Source organism: Streptomyces sp. NPDC028910, from assembly GCF_055564955.1.
On record NZ_JBVHVF010000019.1, the window covers coordinates 138,467 to 157,265 of the forward strand.

At 71.2% G+C, this 18,799-nt stretch carries 14 protein-coding genes and 2 pseudogenes; 6 read left to right on the forward strand and 10 right to left on the reverse strand.

The window, feature by feature from the left end:
• The first annotated feature begins 139 nt into the window (after positions 1-139).
• Positions 140-1,567, forward strand: coding sequence for a cytosine permease (locus ACZ4TV_RS23250; protein ID WP_468136656.1), 1,428 nt, complete (start codon positions 140-142; stop codon positions 1,565-1,567).
• A gap of 60 nt (positions 1,568-1,627) precedes the next feature.
• Here ACZ4TV_RS23250 and ACZ4TV_RS23255 read toward each other — a convergent pair whose 3' ends face one another.
• The 5 genes and pseudogenes from ACZ4TV_RS23255 to ACZ4TV_RS23275 all read right to left on the reverse strand — a co-directional run bounded on the left by ACZ4TV_RS23255 (position 1,628) and on the right by ACZ4TV_RS23275 (position 5,475).
• Positions 1,628-1,942 carry an antibiotic biosynthesis monooxygenase family protein gene (locus tag ACZ4TV_RS23255; protein WP_468136657.1) on the reverse strand — a complete coding sequence of 105 codons (315 nt, stop codon included), beginning with the start codon at positions 1,940-1,942 and terminating at the stop codon, positions 1,628-1,630.
• A 66-nt stretch (positions 1,943-2,008) separates the two neighbouring features.
• Positions 2,009-3,109 carry a branched-chain amino acid aminotransferase gene (locus tag ACZ4TV_RS23260; protein WP_468136658.1) on the reverse strand — a complete coding sequence of 367 codons (1,101 nt, stop codon included), beginning with the start codon at positions 3,107-3,109 and terminating at the stop codon, positions 2,009-2,011.
• Between the two features lie 226 nt (positions 3,110-3,335).
• Positions 3,336-4,376 carry a 3-isopropylmalate dehydrogenase gene (locus ACZ4TV_RS23265; RefSeq protein ID WP_468136659.1) on the reverse strand — a complete coding sequence of 347 codons (1,041 nt, stop codon included), beginning with the start codon at positions 4,374-4,376 and terminating at the stop codon, positions 3,336-3,338.
• Positions 4,377-4,457: 81 nt separating this feature from the next.
• Positions 4,458-4,586: a hypothetical protein gene (locus ACZ4TV_RS23270; protein ID WP_468136660.1), complete on the reverse strand. Its 129-nt coding sequence runs from the start codon at positions 4,584-4,586 to the stop codon at positions 4,458-4,460.
• Positions 4,587-4,846: 260 nt separating this feature from the next.
• Positions 4,847-5,475 (reverse strand): annotated as a pseudogene (locus tag ACZ4TV_RS23275) (LysR family transcriptional regulator).
• A 101-nt stretch (positions 5,476-5,576) separates the two neighbouring features.
• Here ACZ4TV_RS23275 and ACZ4TV_RS23280 point away from each other — a divergent pair.
• Positions 5,577-6,616: pseudogene (locus ACZ4TV_RS23280) on the forward strand (zinc-binding dehydrogenase).
• A gap of 119 nt (positions 6,617-6,735) precedes the next feature.
• Positions 6,736-8,763, forward strand: coding sequence for a phosphocholine-specific phospholipase C (locus tag ACZ4TV_RS23285; RefSeq protein WP_468136661.1), 2,028 nt, complete (start codon positions 6,736-6,738; stop codon positions 8,761-8,763).
• A 6-nt stretch (positions 8,764-8,769) separates the two neighbouring features.
• Here ACZ4TV_RS23285 and ACZ4TV_RS23290 read toward each other — a convergent pair whose 3' ends face one another.
• The gene (locus ACZ4TV_RS23290; protein ID WP_468136662.1) at positions 8,770-9,351 is read right to left on the reverse strand and encodes a GNAT family N-acetyltransferase; all 582 of its coding nucleotides are present in this window, start codon (positions 9,349-9,351) and stop codon (positions 8,770-8,772) included.
• A gap of 41 nt (positions 9,352-9,392) precedes the next feature.
• Between ACZ4TV_RS23290 and ACZ4TV_RS23295 the strand changes: the two genes are divergently transcribed.
• Positions 9,393-10,094 carry a nitroreductase family protein gene (locus tag ACZ4TV_RS23295; RefSeq protein WP_468136663.1) on the forward strand — a complete coding sequence of 234 codons (702 nt, stop codon included), beginning with the start codon at positions 9,393-9,395 and terminating at the stop codon, positions 10,092-10,094.
• Positions 10,095-10,162: 68 nt separating this feature from the next.
• Here the strand turns inward: ACZ4TV_RS23295 and pruA are convergent, their stop codons facing one another.
• Positions 10,163-11,794 (reverse strand): L-glutamate gamma-semialdehyde dehydrogenase, encoded by a 1,632-nt coding sequence (gene pruA / locus ACZ4TV_RS23300; RefSeq protein ID WP_468136664.1) that lies wholly within the window; start codon positions 11,792-11,794, stop codon positions 10,163-10,165.
• A gap of 31 nt (positions 11,795-11,825) precedes the next feature.
• Positions 11,826-12,752: a proline dehydrogenase family protein gene (locus tag ACZ4TV_RS23305; RefSeq protein ID WP_468136665.1), complete on the reverse strand. Its 927-nt coding sequence runs from the start codon at positions 12,750-12,752 to the stop codon at positions 11,826-11,828.
• Between the two features lie 160 nt (positions 12,753-12,912).
• On the opposite strand from ACZ4TV_RS23305, the gene ACZ4TV_RS23310 reads away from it, so the two are divergent.
• Entirely contained in the window at positions 12,913-14,226 is a 1,314-nt protein-coding gene (locus ACZ4TV_RS23310; RefSeq protein ID WP_468136666.1) for a PucR family transcriptional regulator, read from the forward strand.
• Between the two features lie 261 nt (positions 14,227-14,487).
• Here the strand turns inward: ACZ4TV_RS23310 and ACZ4TV_RS23315 are convergent, their stop codons facing one another.
• The gene (locus ACZ4TV_RS23315) at positions 14,488-15,066 is read right to left on the reverse strand and encodes a TetR/AcrR family transcriptional regulator (RefSeq protein WP_468136667.1); all 579 of its coding nucleotides are present in this window, start codon (positions 15,064-15,066) and stop codon (positions 14,488-14,490) included.
• Between the two features lie 89 nt (positions 15,067-15,155).
• Between ACZ4TV_RS23315 and ACZ4TV_RS23320 the strand changes: the two genes are divergently transcribed.
• On the forward strand, positions 15,156-16,712 hold the full coding sequence (locus ACZ4TV_RS23320; RefSeq protein WP_468136669.1) for an MFS transporter: 1,557 nt from the start codon (positions 15,156-15,158) through the stop codon (positions 16,710-16,712).
• 130 nt (positions 16,713-16,842) lie between these two features.
• On the opposite strand, the gene serA is transcribed toward ACZ4TV_RS23320, so the two are convergent.
• Positions 16,843-18,432, reverse strand: a complete 1,590-nt coding sequence (gene serA, locus ACZ4TV_RS23325) for a phosphoglycerate dehydrogenase (protein WP_468136670.1) — start codon at positions 18,430-18,432, stop codon at positions 16,843-16,845.
• Between the last annotated feature and the right edge of the window lie 367 nt (positions 18,433-18,799).

Genomic DNA, 18,799 nt, shown 5'->3' on the forward strand with positions numbered 1-18,799 from the left:
TTGAGTCGATGGGTTAGAGCATCACTCTAACTCTTCATTTCGTCGGTGGGAATCATTGACCTGGGACCAGGGCTTGAGTCACATTGAATGTCGCTCAAACATGCGCGACCATCCCCCGCCCTGCCAAGGGAGTCCCCCCATGCCCATCGAACAGCGCGGAGTCGACACCATCCCCGAGGAGGAGCGGACGAGCGGTCCCCGTGACCTGATCTCGATCCTCCTCGGCTCCAACCTCTGCCTCGGCGTGATCGTCTTCGGCTGGCTGCCCCCGTCCTTCGGACTGGGCCTGTGGCCCTCGGTCACCGCCATCGTGACCGGCACCCTCGTCGGCATCGCCTTCACCGCGCCGCTGGCGCTCGTCTCCCTGCGTACGGCGACGAACCTCTCCACCTCCAGCGGCGCGCAGTTCGGCGTCCGCGGCCGGCTCGTGGGCTCGGTGGTGGGCCTGCTGCTGTCGCTCGGCTACACCGCGCTCACCCTGTGGATCGGCGGCGACGTGATGGTCGGCGTCCTGTCCCGGCTCACCGGGCTCCCGGACACCGGCGTCTCGCGGGCCGTGATGTACGGGGTACTGGCCGCGTGCACCGTCGTGGCGGCCGTCTTCGGCTACCGGCTGCTGCTGCGCATGAGCAAGGTCCTGTCGATCGGCATGGTCGTCCTGCTGGCCGTCGGCGTCTTCGCCTACTCCGGCGACTTCACCACCGCCGCCCCGCCGGACACCGCGTACCTGCTGGGCTCCTTCTGGCCGACCTGGCTGCTCGCGGCCGTCGCCGCCGGTCTGAGCGGTCCCGTCGCCTTCATCACCCTGCTCGGCGACTACACCCGCTACGTCTCCCCCCGCAGGCACAGCTCCCGCAAGGTCCTCTGGGCCACCGGTCTCGGCCTGCTCGTCGGCCTGCTGGTACCGCAGCTGTTCGGCACCTACACCGCGCTCGCCGCCAAGGCCGGCGCCGACTACGCCGGGCCGCTGGTCGAAGCCGCGCCGTTCTGGTTCCTGGTTCCGCTGCTCGCCGCCGCGGCGGCCGGCTCGGTGGGCAACGCCGGACTGATGCTCTACTCCATGGGCCTCGACCTCGACGCGATCGTCCCCAGGGCCACCCGCACCACGGCCACCCTGGTCGCCGCGGTCGTCGCCACCGCCTTCGTCTTCATCGGCTCCTTCTCGTGGGACGTGCAGTCGGCGATGACCTCCTTCGTCCTGCTGCTGACCGCGATCGGCACCCCGTGGGCCGTCATCACGCTCATCGGTTACGTGCGCTGCCGCGGGCAGTACGACGCCGACGCCCTCCAGGTCTTCAACCGCCGCTCGGTGGGCGGCGTGTACTGGTACCGCGCCGGCTGGAACCCGGGCGCCACCGTCTCCTGGGCGGTCGGCGCCGGGATCGGCCTGCTCTCCGTGAGCACCCCCTTCTACGAGGGCCCGCTGCTCTCCCTCACCGGGGGCGTGGACTGCTCCTTCGTCCTCTCCGGCCTCGCGGGCGGGCTGCTCTACGCGGCCCTGACCGCTCGTACCTCCCGGGCGGCCGTGGCCGTTCCCGCCGAGGAGCCGGCGGCCGCGGCCGCCTGAGCGGGACCGTACGCATGAAGGGCCCGTCTCCCGAGACGGGCCCTTCGTACGTGCGGAGCTCTACGCGTCCACCGCCCGGGCCAACGCGAATCCGCCGCCCTGCATGTCCTCGCACAGGGCGCGGCAGCCGCCGAAGTGCTCGGCGAACTCGGGCCTGTCCTGCCAGGCCTTCATCGCGTCCACGTCGCGCCATGAGGCGAAGGACACGTAGTGGCCCGGATTGCCCAGATCGCGGATCAGGCGGGCGAAGAGGAAGCCCTCGTTCGCTTCCTTGGTCCATGTGAGGAAGGCCGTCCAGCGGTCGACGAACTCGTCTTCCTTGCCCTCGGAGACCTTCCAGTTCCCAGAAGCCCAGTAGTTACTCGCCTCGGACATCGCACACCACCTCGGTACGGGCCCCCACTCCAGGTTAGGCCCGTACCGATCGGTCACCCCGGGCCGTCAGCCGAGCGGGTGCATCCAGCCGTGGGTGTCGGCGCTGTGGCCGGTCTGGAGCTCCAGGAGGGCCTTGCGCAGGCGCATGGTGACCGGGCCGGGCTCGCCGTCGCCCTGGATCCAGTTGGCGCGCTCGGACTTGACCGAGCCGACCGGGGTGATGACCGCGGCGGTGCCGCAGGCGAACACCTCGGTCAGGGTGCCGTTCTCGTTGTCGCGCTTCCAGTCCTCGGTGGTGATCCGGCCTTCCTCGGCGGTGTAACCGAGGTCGCGGGCGATGGTGAGGAGGGAGTCGCGGGTGATGCCGGGAAGGAGCGAGCCGGTGAGCTCCGGGGTGACGATGCGCTGTGTGCCGTCCTCCTGCCCGTACACGAAGTACAGGTTCATCCCGCCCATCTCCTCGATCCAGCGGTGCTCGACGGCGTCGAGCCAGACCACCTGGTCGCAGCCGTGCGAGGCCGCCTGGGCCTGCGCGACCAGCGAGGCCGCGTAGTTGCCGCCGGTCTTGGCCGCGCCGGTGCCGCCCTTGACCGCGCGGACGTAGTCCTCGGAGAGCCAGACGGAGACGGGCTTGACGCCGCCGGGGAAGTACGCGCCGGCGGGCGAGGCGATGACGATGAAGAGGAACTCGTTGGCCGGGCGGACGCCGAGGCCGACCTCGGAGGCGAACATGAAGGGCCGCAGGTAGAGGGAGGCCTCGCCGGAGTCCGGCACCCAGGCGCGGTCCTGCTTGATGAGCGCGTCGCAGGCCTCGATGAACAGCTCGGTGGGCAGCTCCGGCATCGCCATCCGGCGGGCGGAGGACTGGAAGCGCGCGGCGTTGGCCTCGGGGCGGAAGGTGGCCACGGTGCCGTCGGGCTGGCGGTAGGCCTTGAGACCCTCGAAGATCGTCTGCGCGTAGTGCAGGGTCATGTTCGCGGGGTCGATCGAGAGCGGCGCGTACGGGACCAGCTCGGCATCGTGCCAGCCGCGGCCCTCGGTCCACTTGATCGTCACCATGTGGTCGGTGAAGTGGCGGCCGAAGCCGGGGCTGGCCAGGATCGCCTCGCGCTCCGCGTCGGACAGCGGGTTCGAGGAGGGCTTGAGCTCGATCGTGGGCGTCGTCATGAGTGCTTGTCCTTCACCGGTTGTGTATGGCGGACCGCGCTCACGGCGTACTAGGACGTCCGAGCTTCCCCGCATTCCGCGGCCTCGCGTTCGATTATCGCGCGCGCGAGGACTTCGGAGAAGCGGGGACAGCGGCCCAGGGGAGATGGTGGCACCCGGGGCCGCACAGGAAAAGCCGCCAGGTCCCATTTGTGACCCGACGGCTTCCTGAGGTGGAGCTGCCGGGTCAGCCGGCTACTCGAGCGGCGAGGGCGTCGCCGATCGCGTCGGTGGAGCGGAAGGTTCCGTCGCGCTCCGCCAGGTCGGCGGAGACCGCGTCCTCGATGCGGACGGCCTGGGCCTCGTAGCCCAGGTGACGCAGCAGCAGGGCGACGGAGAGGATCGTCGCGGTCGGATCGGCCTTGCCGGTGCCGGCGATGTCCGGGGCCGAGCCGTGAACGGGCTCGAACATGGACGGGAAGGCGCCGGTCGGGTTGATGTTCCCGGAGGCGGCGAGGCCGATGCCGCCGGTCACGGCGGCGGCCAGGTCGGTGAGGATGTCACCGAAGAGGTTGTCCGTGACGATGACGTCGAAGCGCTCGGGCTGGGTGACGAAGAAGATCGTCGCGGCGTCGACGTGCAGGTAGTCGGTGGTGACCTCGGGGTACTCCTGGCCGACCTTGTCGAAGATGTTCTTCCACATGTGGCCCGCGTACACGAGGACGTTGTTCTTGTGGACCAGCGTCAGCTTCTTGCGGGGACGGGAGTTGGCCCGCTCGTACGCGTCACGGACGACGCGCTCGACGCCGTACGCGGTGTTGATGCTGACCTCGGTGGCCACCTCGGCGGGGGTGCCGGTGCGCAGGCTGCCGCCGTTGCCGGTGTACGGGCCCTCGGTGCCCTCGCGGACCACGACGAAGTCGATGTCCGGGCGGCCGGCCAGCGGGGTGGCGGTGTTGGGGAACAGCTTCGACGGGCGCAGGTTGATGAAGTGGTCGAAGGCGAAGCGGAGCTTCAGCAGGAGGCCGCGCTCCAGCACGCCGGACGGGACCGAGGGGTCGCCGATGGCGCCCAGCAGGATCGCGTCGTGGTGCTTGAGGGCTTCGAGCTCCGCGTCCGGGAGGGTCTCACCGGTGCGGTGCCAGCGCTGCGCGCCGAGATCGTATTGCCTGGTCTCCAGCTTCACATCCTGGGGCAGGACCGCGGTAAGGACTTTGAGTCCCTGAGCCACGACTTCCTGGCCGATGCCATCACCGGGGATCACTGCGAGATTGATGCTGGTCGACATGGCGGAACCGTACTCCCTGTCCCAGCCCTCAGACATTCCGCGTCCACCATCCGGACGCAGAATGTCCCGGGAGGGCGCTGGTCAGTGGCCGGTCGCCCCGCCGTTGTCGCGGCGGTCGAGGGCCCGCTGGAGGGCCGCGGCGGCGTTCTTGCGGTCGGCGGCCGAGGCGGACGTGTGACGGACGCGGCGGACGGCGGTGGTTGCGGTCATGGTGATCGACTCCTTGAGATCACGGCGTGGCGAAGCCACGGATGAGGGGTTCCTTCAAGGCGCCGGAAGAGGCGGGGAGCAGTGCGCCGCAGGGGTTGCCTGCCAGGGGCGCGCGCTCTCGACCGCCATTCGCCCGATCGGCGAGACGTTCGGCTCCTACAAAGCTAGGGCAGGTCCCGCTGTATGTCTCGGCAATTACTCGGACTTCCTACTATCTGAGACGAGCAGCCCCTCGGAAAGCTCCGTTCCGAGGGTCCGGTTCAGCCCTTCTCGGAGCGGAGTTCCCTGATCAGAGCCCGTACGGCGAGGGTCGAGGCTGATTCCGGTGTGGTGACGTACCCCACGTGCCTCACCGGCCCCTGGGGCCCCAAATCGGTGATGTCGACCGCCTCGGTCGCCTCCCGCAGGGACAGCTCGGGCATGATCGCCATGCCGAGCCCGCGGCCGACCATGGTCAGCACCATCGCGTCGTCCTCCGCTGTCACCGTCGCCCGCGGTATCCAGTCCTGGGCCCGCCACCAGGCACGTGTGTAGGAGCCGCAGTTCTCGTCCCAGTCCATCAGGGGCAGCGCCCTGGGGTCCGGATGCCCGGCCGGGTGCACCAGGCGGTACGCCTCCTGCTGGCCGCGCCGCGCGCCTCCGCGCCCATGACCTCGTACAGGCGCAGGATCCGGCGGGCGTGGCCGACCGCCCGCTCCCCCGCCCGGGTCGGCGAGGCCCCGGTCCGCCCCCGTTCGAAGAGCACCGCGCCGATCTTGGCCTCACTGCCGCGCACCGAGTGCGAGACGGCCGACTGGGTGAGGCCGAGCGCGGCGGCCGCCGCGGAGAAGCCGCCGGTCTCGGCGACGGCGACCAGGATCCGCAGTTCCTGCGGGAGCAGTTCGGCCACGGGGTTCCCCACCTCGCTCTATGAGCGCCGTTCATGGATGCGCGGCTTCCATGAACGCAACCCCCTGCCCGGCCGCGGGATTCCTTCCTAGCGTCGGGGCCATGACCGAGAACACCGCGTACGCCGTCCACCAGATCGCCCGCCCCACCGGCTTCCCCGCCGCGACCGACTTCGCCTACACCTCCTTCCCGGTCCCGGAACCGGCGCCCGGCACCGCCCTGGTGGCGAACCTGCTGCTCTCGGTGGACCCGCCCCCAGCTACCGCTGGGAGGTGCCCCCGCACCGCGAGATGATGGACGGCGGCGAGGACGGCTTCGAGCTGAACACCCCGCTGGAGGGCCGCTCGGTGGGCCGGGTGATCGCCTCCCGCGATCCGGGGCTGCGCGAGGGCGACCTGGTCTTCCACCGCGAGGGCTGGCGTACGCACGCCCTCGTCACCCTCGGCGTGCGCGGCACGCGCAAGGTGCGCACCCACGAGGGCGTCCCGCTCGAGGCGCACCTCTCCATCCTGGGCGGCACGGGACTGACCGCGTACGCGGCCCTGACCCGGACGGCGGCGCTGCGGGCGGGCGAGGACCTCTTCGTCTCCGCCGCCGCGGGCGGGGTCGGCACGGCCGCCGGGCACATCGCCCGGCTGCTCGGCGCCCGCCGGATCATCGGCAGCGCGGGCCCGGCGGCCAAGGTCCGCCACCTCACCGAGGTGCTCGGCTTCGACGCGGCCTTCGACTACCACGACGGGCCGGTCGGCGAGCAGCTCGCGAAGGCGGCTCCCGACGGCATCGACGTCTACGTGGACAACGTGGGCGGCGACCACCTGGCGGGCGCGATCGACGTTCTGCGCGCATACGGGCGGATCGCCTGGGTCGGCGCCGTCTCCACGTACAACGGCGACCGGTCCCCCGCCGCGCCCCGCAACCTCTTCGAAGTCGTCAACAAATCCCTGCGCCTGGAAGGGGTATTGGTTCGCGATCACACCAATCTGCAGGACGAGCTGGAGGACTTCCTGGTGCCTCATCTGCGCAGCGGCCGGATCGGTACCGATACCACCGTTGTGCAGGGATTCGATCACACGGTGGACGCCTTCCGCGGCATGCTCCGCGGGGACAATCTGGGCAAGATGCTCGTGCGGATCGCCAACTGAATCCATTCATCGGTAAGTTCACCGAACTCTTGCCGCACGGATGTAGACCTTTGAGGCGGCCCCCGTCACCCTTGCCGTCAATGTGCCGACGGGGCACTCGAGTGGGAGGCGAGGGGCCAGTGACACCGATCAGCCGCAGAGGTTTCGTGGGAATCGGCGCCGGGCTGATGGCGGGGTCGGCCCTGCCCGCCGCGCTGCCGACGACGGCGGCCGCGGCCGCCGCGACCGGCACCATCACCGACGTGCGGCACGTGGTGATCCTGATGCAGGAGAACCGCGGCTTCGACCACTACTTCGGCCGGCTGAAGGGCGTGCGCGGGTTCGGCGACCGCGCCGCCGGCAACCTCCCGGGCGGCTGGGGCATGTTCAACCAGCCCAACTGGGGCGGCCGCCAGTACCCGTGGAAGCTCAGCTCCACCCCGCCGGCGGGCGGCGTGGACGGCGAGACCCTGGCCCAGTGCAACGGCGACCTCCCGCACAGCTGGACCTCGCAGCACGCGGCCTGGAACAAGGGCCGGATGGACAACTGGGTCACCGGCGTCGGCAACACGCGCACGCTCGGCTATCTGGACCGGGGAGACATCCCCTTCCATTACGGCCTCGCCGACCACTACACCATCTGCGACGCGTACTTCTGCTCCGCCCTCAGCGCGACCGGCCCGAACCGGACCTTCCTGTGGAGCGGCAGGATCGATGCCTCCAGCAAGGACGGCGGCGACGAGTCCGGGCTGACCTGGGAGACCTACGCCGAGGCCCTCCAGCGGGCCGGCATGAGCTGGAAGGTCTACCAGAACGCCCAGGACAACTACGGGGACAACGGGCTCGCCTACTTCAAGAAGTTCACGGACGCGGTCCCCGGCAACCCGCTGTGGGACCGGGGCATGGGCTCGGTCCCCAGGGTCACCGGCTCCACCCCGGACGACATCGCGGCCGCGATCCGCGCCGACGTCCTCGCGGGCACCCTCCCCCAGGTGTCCTGGGTCGTGGCCAGCGAGGCCTTCTCCGAGCACCCCTACGCCCCGCCCGGCGACGGCGCGCACTTCGTGGACCTGGTCTACCGGGCGCTCGCCGCGAACCCGGAGGTCTTCGACTCCACCGTCCTCTTCCTCAACTACGACGAGAACGACGGCTTCTTCGACCACGTGCCGCCGCCCGTCGCTTCGCCGGGCACCCCCGGCGAGTACCTGGACGGCGCCCCGATCGGGCTCGGCTTCCGCGTCCCGATGATCGTGATCTCCCCGTGGACCCGCGGTGGCTGGGTGAGCTCGGAGGTCTTCGACCACACCTCGGTCCTGCGGTTCATGGAGAAGTGGACGGCCGCCCTCGGCACCCCCGCCACCTGTCCGAACATCAGCGCGTGGCGCCGCAAGGTGGTCGGCGACCTGACCGGCGTCTTCGACTTCGCGCACCCGGTCCACGGGGTCCCCGCGGGCCTCCCGTCCACCGCCGAGGTGATCGGCCAGTCCACCTGCGGCCCGCTCCCCAACCCGGTGCCGCAGGACAACGCCCTCCCGGCGCAGGAGCCCGGCACCCGCCCGGCGCGGGCGCTGCCGTACCAGGTGAACGGCAATCTGGACCGTTTCGAGTTCGGGGCGGCCGGCAAGATCCTGGCCTGGTTCTCGATGACGAACCAGGGCGCCGAGGCGAAGCAGGCGGCGCACTTCTCGATCCACCCGCACCAGCACCGGGACACGGCGGCCTGGCAGTACACGGTCGACCCGGGCGCCGCCGGCAGCGACTACTTCAACATCGGCTTCGGCCACGGCTCGGGCAAGTACGACATCTCGATGCACGGGCCGAACCGCTTCCTGCGCCGCTTCATCGGCGACGCGTCGAAACCGGGCAAGGACATCGAGGTGGCGGCCCGCTTCGCGGTCGAGCCGGGCACCGGCAGGACGGCGCTCTACTTCAGGATGAAGAACTCCTCCGCTTCCCCCGTCACCTTCACGATCCGCGCGAACGCCTACCGCACGGACGGCCCGTGGACCTACACCGTCCCGGCGAACTCCTCGCGGCAGGACCACTTCAACGCCGTGGCCTACCACAACGGCTGGTACGACTTCACGATCCTGGCCGACTGCGACGGCACCTGGTCGCGCCGCTACACGGGCCACATCGAGTCGGGCACGCCGAGCGTCTCGGGCTGACGGCGGCTACAGCACGTCGCCGTTGCGCCAGTCGAAGTCCAGCCTCCCGGCGGTGTCCGGGAGGGTCCCGCCGGGCGGGGTCCACACGTACGTGGACCCCTCCTCCTCGCGCAGGCGCACGGGCCCGTCCGGCGAGAGCACCCCGATCCGGCCGGGCCACACGGACCAGCCACGGCCGCGGTACAGCCCGGCTCCGTCGTCCGACGCCGACAGCGCGCCGAGCACGTAGGCCCGCCCGATGACCGTTTCCAGGCCCGCCATGACGGCGCCGCCGATCCCCCTGCGCCGCCGGTCGGCCCGTACGGCCACGGCCTCGACGTACCCGGTGCGCAGGGCCACGCCCCGGTGCACGACCCTGCGCTGGACCACGCTCCCGTGCCCGACCAGCTCCCCGCCCTCGTGCACCAGGGCGTGCATCCCGCCGAGCCCGTGCTCGAAGTCCTCGTCGGAGAAGTCCCCTTCGAAGGCCTCGTCCAGCATCGCCCGGATCTCCTCCAGCGCCCCGGGGCCCAACTGAGAGGTGTGCGCGAGGCGTGTCCGCGTATCGGTCATGGAACCAGTGTCTCCCCGCCACGAATCGACCGGCATGTTCCTGGCCATCCCCCCGCCCGCCTCAGCACACTCGCTGCATGTCGTCCGATACCCAGCAGTGGACCCCGACCCACGGCCAGCCGTACCGCCCCGCCCCCTACCGGCCCGAGCGGATGCCGGGCGAGGAATCCATCGCCCGCTCCGCCGCGTTGCGGGCGCGGATGGACGAGCGGCGGACCGTACGCCACTTCTCCCCCGACCCGGTGCCCGAGCAGGTGGTCCGGGACGCCGTCGCGTGCGCCGCGACCGCCCCCTCCGGCGCCCACCAGCAGCCGTGGACCTTCGTCCTGGTCAAGGATCCGGGCGTACGGGCACGGATCCGCGCCGCCGCCGAGCAGGAGGAGGCGCTCTCCTACGACGGCCGCCTCGGCGAGGAATGGCTCGCCGCCCTGCGCCCCCTGGGCACGGACGCCGTCAAGACCCACCTCACGGACGCCCCGGCCCTCGTCGTGGTCTTCCAGCAGCGCTACTGGCTCGGCCCGGACGGCACGAAGCGCAAGCACTACTACGTCGACGAGTCGGTCGGCATCGCGGTCGGCATGCTCCTGTCCGCCCTCCACCTGAGCGGCCTGGCGGCCCTCGTCCACACCCCGAGCCCGATGCGCTTCCTCGGCCAGGTCCTGAACCGCCCCGAGAACGAGAAGGCCTTCGCCGTCATCCCCATCGGCTACCCGTCGCCGGACTGCGAGGTCCCCGCCCTGGTCCGCAAATCCCTGACCCAGGTCCTCGTCGAGGTCTAGGAATGGAACCGCCCCCGCTCCGGACTTGGGGGTACCGGGGCGGGGGCGGGGTTCAGTGGGCCGGAGGGTCAGCCCATGTGGGGGTAGCCGTACTCGGTCGGCGCGACCAGGGTCTCCTTGATGGAGCGGGTCGAGGTCCAGCGCTGCAGGTTGGTCGCGGCGCCCGCCTTGTCGTTCGTGCCGGAGGCGCGGCCGCCGCCGAAGGGCTGCTGGCCGACGACGGCGCCCGTGGACTTGTCGTTGATGTAGAAGTTGCCCGCCGCGAAGCGGAGCTTCTCCATCGCGTCCGCGGCCGCGTACCGGTCCGCCGCGATGACCGAGCCGGTCAGGGCGTACGCCGAGACGGACTCCATCTGCGCCAGCATCGCGTCGAAATCGGCGTCCTCGTAGACGTGCACGGCGAGGATCGGGCCGAAGTACTCGGTCGTGAAGACCTCGTTCCCCGGGTCGGTGCACGCGATGACGGTCGGACGGACGAAGTAGCCCTCCGAGTCGTCGTACGTGCCGCCCTCGACGATCTCGCAGGTCGGGTCGGCCTTCGCCCGGTCGATGGCGGCCTTGTTCTTCGCGAACGAGCGCTCGTCGATGACGGCGCCGATGAAGTTGCCCAGGTCGCGGACGTCACCCATGGTGATGCCGTCGACCTCGGCCGCGAAGGCCTCCTTGAAGCCGTCGTTCCAGATCGAGGCCGGGATGTAGGCGCGGGAGGACGCCGAGCACTTCTGGCCCTGGAACTCGAAGGAGCCGCGGGTCAGCGCGGTCTTCAGGATCGCGCGGTCCGCGGACGGGTGCGCGACGACGAAGTCCTTGCCGCCGGTCTCCCCGACCAGCCGCGGGTAGGACTTGTACTTCTCGATGTTGTTGCCGACCGTCTTCCACAGGTACTGGAAGGTCTTGGTCGAGCCGGTGAAGTGGATGCCGGCCAGCTCGGGGTGGTTCAGGGCCACTTCCGACACCGCGATGCCGTCGCCCGTCACCAGGTTGATGACGCCCTTCGGCAGGCCGGCCTCCTCCAGGAGCTCCATCAGGAGGACCGCGGAGTGGGTCTGCGTCGGGGACGGCTTCCACAGGACCACGTTGCCCATGAGGGCCGGGGCGGTCGGCAGGTTGCCGGCGATGGCCGTGAAGTTGAACGGCGTGATCGCGTAGACGAAGCCTTCGAGCGGGCGGTGGTCGCTGCGGTTCCACACGCCGGCGGAGTTCGCGACCGGCTGCTCGGCCAGGATCTGGCGGGCGAAGTGGACGTTGAAGCGCCAGAAGTCGACGAGCTCGCACGGGGTGTCGATCTCCGCCTGCTGCACGGTCTTCGACTGGCCCAGCATGGTGGAGGCGGCGAGCTTCTCGCGCCACGGCCCGGACAGCAGCTCGGCGGCGCGCAGGATGATCGCGGCGCGGTCGTCGAAGGACATCGAGCGCCAGGCCGGGGCGGCGGCCAGGGCGGCGTCGATGGCCTCCTGCGCGTCGGCCTCGGTGGCGTTGGCGTAGGTGCCGAGCACCGACTTGTGGTCGTGCGGCTGGACCACGTCGAAGCGCTCGCCGCCGCCCATCCGCTTGACGCCGTTGATCGTCATGGGAAGTTCGATCGGGTTCTCGGACAGCAGCTTGAGCTGCGCTTCGAGCCGCGTGCGCTCCGGGCTCCCGGGGGCGTACGTGTGGACCGGCTCGTTGACCGGCGCGGGGACCTGGGTCACAGCATCCATGGGGCTGGTAACTCCTTGACCTAGTTCTTGGCTAGTTCTTGGTGATCATCGAGCGGAGGAAGAAGAGCAGGTTGGCCGGCTTCTCCGCGAGGCGGCGCATGAAGTAGCCGTACCAGTCCGTCCCGTAGGCGGTGTAGACGCGCATCCGATGCCCTTCGGCGGCGAGCCGCAGGTGCTCTTCGCTGCGGATGCCGTACAGCATCTGGAACTCGTACTCGTCCAGTTTGCGCCCGGCCTGGCGCGCGAGCTCCTGGCCGATGGCGATCAGACGCGGGTCGTGGGACCCGATCATCGGGTAGCCCTCGCCCTCCATCAGGATCTTCAGGATCCGGACGTACGCCTTGTCGATCTCCGCCTTGTCCTGGTACGCGACCTCGGCGGGCTCCTTGTAGGCGCCCTTCACGATCCGGACGCGGCTGCCGGCGGCGGCCAGGCGGCGGGCGTCGGCCTCCGTGCGGAAGAGGTACGCCTGGATCACGCAGCCGGTCTGCGGGAAGTCCCGGCGCAGCTCCTCGTGGATGGCGAACATCGAGTCGAGGGTGGTGTGGTCCTCGGCGTCGAGCGTCACGGTGGTGCCGATGGCGGCCGCGGCCTCGACGACCGGGCGCACGTTGGCGAGCGCCAGCTCGTGGCCGCCCTCCAGTGACTGGCCGAACATCGACAGCTTGACGGACATCTCGGCCCTCTCGCCGAGGTCGAGCTCCGCGAGCCGCTCGACGAGCTGGAGGTAGGCGTCCCGGGCGGCGTGGGACTGCTCCACCGTGGTGATGTCCTCGCCCACGACGTCGAGGGTGACCTCGAGGCCGCCGCGCGTGAGGTCCTCGACGATCGGGATGACCTCGTCGACCGTCTCACCGGGGATGAATCGATTCACCACGGGCTTGGTCACCGGGGCGGCAGAGACGATACGACGCATCTTGTCGCTGCGCGAAGCGGCGAGGATCACGGGACCCAGCACGGGGGCACCTCCAGCGGGTGGCAGAAGAAAAGCGCAAGTGAAACCACCGTGAAACCTAAGGATCGCTTTGATCCTCTGCCATCGACAGCTGTCACGCATCCGTGTCCCGGATCTCATACATCTGTCTGAAGAGCCGGCTCCGGGGTGGGAGAATGTCCGGGTGAAGGGCGATTACCAGGACCTGGTGGACGAGATCTCGGCGCTGCTCGGTGCCCCGGCGACCCTGGAGAACCGGGACTTTCGCCTCATCGCCTTCGGCGCGCACGACAGCGAGGACGACCTCGCGATGGATCCCGTACGGACCCGCTCGATCCTGACGCGCCAGTCGACGGCGGCCGTCCGGTCCTGGTTCGAGGGTTTCGGCATCGCCCGCGCCACCGGACCCGTCCGGATCCCGGCGGCGCCCGACGCGGGGGTCTTCCGGGGGCGGATCTGCCTGCCCGTGCGGTACCGGGGCATCGTGCACGGCTACGTATGGCTCCTCGACCAGGAGCCCGGCAAGCCCGGCCCCGAGCCGGCGGCGCTGGCCGCGGCCATGGAGGTGGCCCAGCGGATCGGGGTCCTCCTCGCCGAGGAGGCGAAGGCGGGGGCCGACCTGTCGCGGGAGTTCCTGGCGGTGCTCACGGCCGGGCGCGGCTGGCAGCAGGACATGGCGGTGGCCGCACTGCGGGTCGCCCTCGGCCCGGGCGGGGACGGGCTGCACGCGGTGGTCTGCCTGGCGCCGTGGCCCGGGGAGGCACCGGCGTCGGTACCGGGCGCGGCGGCCGTGTGCGTCGTACCGCGGCGGGGCGGGCGTGACGCGGGTGAAGGCGGTACGGGCCCTGCCGGCGACCTGGCTCTGGCGGTACTGCTCCGGCTGCGCTCGACGGACGCGCTGGCCCCGGCCCTGACGGCGGTGGCCCGGCTGCTGCCCGGCGCGCCGGGGCGGGCGGGCACGGCAGGGACGGCAGGGACGGCAGGGACGGCAGGGACGGCGGGCACGGCCGGAGCGGCGGGGGCCGCCCCGGATCCCGGAGGCTCCCGGGAGGCCGGACCCGCGCGGGACCCCGGACCCGCCCACCGGATGACCGCCGGAGTCGCCGATCCCGTCCGGGGTCTCGCGGCGCTGCCCGCCGCCTGGGAGCAGGCCGTGGCCGCGGCCCGGGCGGCCGTCGCGCAGCCCCGGCTCGGCCCGGTCGCGCACTGGTCGGCGATCGGCCCGTACCGGCTGCTGGCCGCCCTGGCCGCCGACCCGGTGGACGATCCGGCGGTGCGCGCCCTGCTGGCCCCCGCCCACCGCGAACTCGCCCGCACCGCCGAGGTGTTCCTTGACTGCGCCGGTCAGGCGGGCCGGGCGGCGGCCGCCCTGGGCGTCCACCGCCAGACCCTCTACTACCGCCTCGGCCGCGTGGAGCAGCTGACCGGCCTCGACCTGGACGCGGGCGAGGACCGCCTGCTGCTCCACATGGCCCTCAAGGCCGTCCGCCTGACCTGACCCGAAATCCGGCCCTCACTTGGGGGTTGCCCCGATGCCCGGGCGGGCACCGGTCGCGTACCGTCGCGAACAGCATGGGCCTTCCGTTCGCCGGCCGAGTGCGGACGCGCGCAGACACCCGGGGGGACGCTCGTGCTCTCCGGTGGCGGTGGGCCCGAAGGGGGCAGTCTGGTGGGGCCGATGGCCCTCCTCACCACCTCGAAGGGGCCGCACGCCCGCGCGAAGGTCCTCATCACCGTGTGAGCGACGCTGCGGCTCCGCTCACCCCCGGGAGCGTGTCATCGCCTCCGCGGCCCGGCGCATGCCCTCGGTGAACTCCTCCGCCGTGGCCGCCGACTCCGGGTCGAACAGCCACTGGATCATCAGCCCGTTCAGCAGCGCCTGGTAGAAGGTGCCCAGCGTGCGTACGTCCCGCTCGTCGAGCTGGTCCTCCGGGGTGCCGGTCAGCATCGAGATCAGGCCCCGGCGCGCCTCGGCCTGCGAGGCCGCCAGCATGGCCCGACGCTCGGGCCGCTGGTCCCCGCCCAGCGCCACCTCCAGGCCGGCCGCCCAGACGGGACCCGACTTCTCGTGCTGCGCCAGCACGCCTTCCCAGAGCGCGCGGAAGCGCTCCAGCGAGCCGCCCTCACCTTCGAGGCCGTCCTGGAAGACCGCACCCCACTCCTCCATCAGGCCGATGAAGGCCTGGGTGAGCAGGGCGTCCTTCGAGCCGTAGTGGTAGCCGATGGAGGCCAGGTTCGTCCCCGAGGCGCTGACGATGTCGCGCGCGGTGGTGCGCACGAACCCCTTCTCGACCAGGCACTTCTTGGCGCCGTCGAGCAGATCTTCGCGATGTCCCATGGCCACACGGTAGCAAGACAGCCGTCCCAGACACCAGTTCCATACGCTCGTCACAGACAGCCGTTTAATACGCCTGTATGTTCCTGCCCATGACGAACCCCGCCGCCACAGCGCCCCGCGCCGGCCGCCGCGAATGGACCGCCTTCACCGTCCTCCTGCTGCCCCTGCTCCTGGTCTCGATGGACGTCTCCGTCCTCTACTTCGCCATCCCGGCCATCACCGACCAGCTCGACCCGAGCGCCACCCAGCAGCTCTGGATCTTCGACAGCTACGCCTTCGCCCTCTCGGGCCTGCTGATCACGATGGGCTCGCTCGGCGACCGGATCGGCCGCCGCAAACTGCTGCTGATCGGCGCCACCGCCTTCGGCCTCGCCTCGGTCGGCGCCGCCTACGCCACCAGCGCCGAGATGCTGATCGCGGCCCGCGTCCTGCTCGGCATCGGCGGCGCCACCCTGATGCCCTCCACGCTGGCCCTCGTACGCAACCTCTTCCAGGACGACCAGCAGCGCGGCCGGGCCATCGCCATCTGGTCCGGAGCCATGACCGGCGGCATCGCACTCGGCTCGGTACTGAGCGGTGTGATGCTGAACCACTTCTCCTGGGGCTCCGTCTTCCTGATCAACGTGCCCGCCATGCTGCTCCTGCTGATCCTGGTCCCGGTCCTGGTCCCCGAGTTCAAGGACCCGGCCCCCGGCCGCTTCGACCTGCTGAGCGTCCCGCTGTCCATGGCCGCCGTGCTGCCGGTCGTCTACGGCCTCAAGGAGATCGCCGCCGAGGGCTTCGAGCCCCTCTACCTGCTCTGCCTCGCCGTCGGCCTGGCCTTCGGATACGCCTTCGTCCGCCGCCAGCGCACCCGTGACGACGCCATGGTCGGCCGGGCGCTGTTCCGCGGCCCCGGCCTCGGGGCGGGCATCGGCCTGAACACCGTCGCCGCCTTCGCCATGATGGGCTCGGCCTACTTCACCACCCAGTACCTCCAGTCGGTGCTGGGCATGGGCACCCTGGAAGCCGCCCTGTGGAGCCTCGCCCCCTCGGTCGTCATCGGCGCCGCGGCCCCCCTCTCGGCCGCCCTGGCCCAGAAGGTGGACCGGGCCTACGTCATCGCCGGCGGGTTCGTCCTCGCCGCCGCCGGCTTCGCCCTGGTCGGCCTGGTGGACACCGCCTCGCTGTGGCTGCTGCTGACCGGCTCCGGAGTACTGGCCTCGGGCATCGTCACCGTGATGTCCCTGGTCTCCGACATGGCGCTCGCCTCGGCCCCCGCCGAGAAGGCCGGCTCCGCCGCCTCCCTGCTGGAGACCGGGGCGGAGTTCGGCGGCGCCCTGGGCATGGCGGTCCTCGGCAGCCTGGGCACCGCGGTCTACCGCGGCGACCTGGAGGATTCCGAGCCCGCCGTGCGGGAGACCCTGGGCGGTGCCGTGGCCACCGCCCAGCAGATCGGCGGGGCGGCCGGCGGGCAGGTGCTGACCGTGGCCCGGGAGGCCTTCGTCCACGGAATGCAGTACGCGGCCTGGAGCGGCACGGCGCTGCTGCTCGGGGCGGCCGTGGTCGCCGCGGCTCTGATGCGGGGGACCGAAGCTCCTGCCCCGCCCGCGGCGGAGCCGGCCGACGGTGCCGGGATCCTGGTCCACGAGGCGACGTACAACTGATCCGTGCGGCGGGGCCGGTGGAACGCGGAAGGGCCCGGGGATCACCCCCCGGGCCCTTCCTCATGTCGCTATACCGCTATGTCGCTATACCGCTATGCCGCTATACCGCCGTGGCGCGGCCCGAGCGGACTCAGGCGAGGCTGACCGTGCGCGCCGAGGCGGCGCCGATCTCGGCGGCGATGTCCGCGAGGACGTTCGCCGGTACCTCGGCGTCGACCGTGAGGACGGCGAGCGCCTCGCCGTGCTCCTCCGCGCGCGCGACCTGCATGCCCGCGATGTTCAGACCGGCCTCGCCGAGGACGCGGCCGACCGCGCCGACCACGCCGGGGCGGTCGGTGTAGCGCAGCACGACCATGTAGTCGGCGAGCGCCAGGTCCACGTCGTACTCGCCGACGCCGACGATCTTCTGCAGGTGCTTCGGCCCCGCGAGCGTGCCGGAGACCGAGACCTCCTGGCCGTCCGACAGGGTGCCGCGGACGGTCACCACGTTGCGGTGGTCCGGGGACTCCGAGCTGGTGGTCAGGCGCACCTCGACACCGCGCTCCTGCGCGAACAGCGGGGCGTTGACGTAGGAGACCGTCTCGTCGACGACGTCCTCGAAGACGCCCTTGAGCGCGGAGAGTTCCAGCACCTTGACGTCGTGCTGGGTGATCTCGCCGCAGACCTCGACGTCGAGGCGGACCGCCACCTCGCCCGCGAGGGCGGTGAAGATGCGGCCGAGCTTCTCGGCGAGCGGCAGACCGGGACGGACGTCCTCGGCGATGACGCCGCCCTGGACGTTGACCGCGTCCGGCACGAGCTCACCGGCGAGCGCGAGGCGCACCGACTTGGCGACCGAGACACCGGCCTTCTCCTGGGCCTCGTCCGTGGACGCGCCGAGGTGGGGGGTGCAGACGACCTGGTCGAGCTCGAAGAGCGGGGAGTCCGTGCAGGGCTCCTTCGCGTACACGTCGAGGCCGGCGCCGGCGACGCGGCCCTCCTTGATGGCCGAGTACAGCGCGGCCTCGTCCACGATCCCGCCGCGCGCGGCGTTGACGATGCGGACGGACGGCTTCACCTTGTGCAAGGCCTCGTTCCCGATGAGACCGAGGGTCTCGGGGGTCTTGGGCAGGTGCACGGTGATGAAGTCGGCGACCTCGAGGAGCTCGTCCAGCGTCAGCATCTTGACGCCCATCTGGGCGGCGCGCGCGGGCTGTACGTAGGGGTCGTACGCGACGACCTTCATCCCGAAGGCGGACATGCGCTGGGCCACCAGGACGCCGATGCGGCCGAGGCCGACGACGCCGAGGGTCTTCTCGCTGAGCTCGACGCCCGTGTACTTGTTCCGCTTCCACTCACCGTTCTTCAGAGCGGTGTTGGCCTGCGGGATGTTGCGGGCCGTGGCGACGAGCAGGCCACAGGCGAGCTCGGCCGCGGTCACGATGTTGGAGGTCGGGGCGTTGACGACCATCACGCCGGCCTTGGTGGCGGCGGAGACGTCGACGTTGTCCAGACCGACGCCGGCGCGCGCGACGACCCGCAGCTTCTTGGCCACGGCGATCGCCTCGGCGTCGACCTTGGTGGCGGAGCGGACGAGGATCGCGTCGACGTCGACGATCGCGGGCAGCAGCTCGGCGCGGTCGGCGCCGTTGCAGTGCCGGATCTCGAAGTCCGGGCCGAGCGCCTCGACGGTCGCGGGCGACAGCTCTTCGGCGATGAGTACGACAGGTTTCGAGCTCACGTGGGTCCTCACAAGTCCAGTGCGGACGGCCGTCCCGACGGCCGCAGGCGGTGGAGGGGGTAGCCGCGTGGAAGACGCACGACACTGTGGGCCTGACGCGTATGTGTTGAGCAGTGTAGTGGCGCTGACGGGCCGGATTTCCGCCTGTACGGAAGGATCACCCTTCCGTGGTTGGCCGGGTTGGACAAGCCACGCCCGTGCGGGCCGGATTCCCGGTCGCGCCGGCCGTACGGGCGGCCGCCGCGGGGCGGGGCCACCCGGGTGATGTGCGGCGGGGGGGGGGGGGGGGAGAGGCCCCCCCCCCCCCCCCCACCCCCCCCCCCCCCCCTCCCCCCCCCCCCCCCCCCCCCCCCCCCCCCCCCCCCCC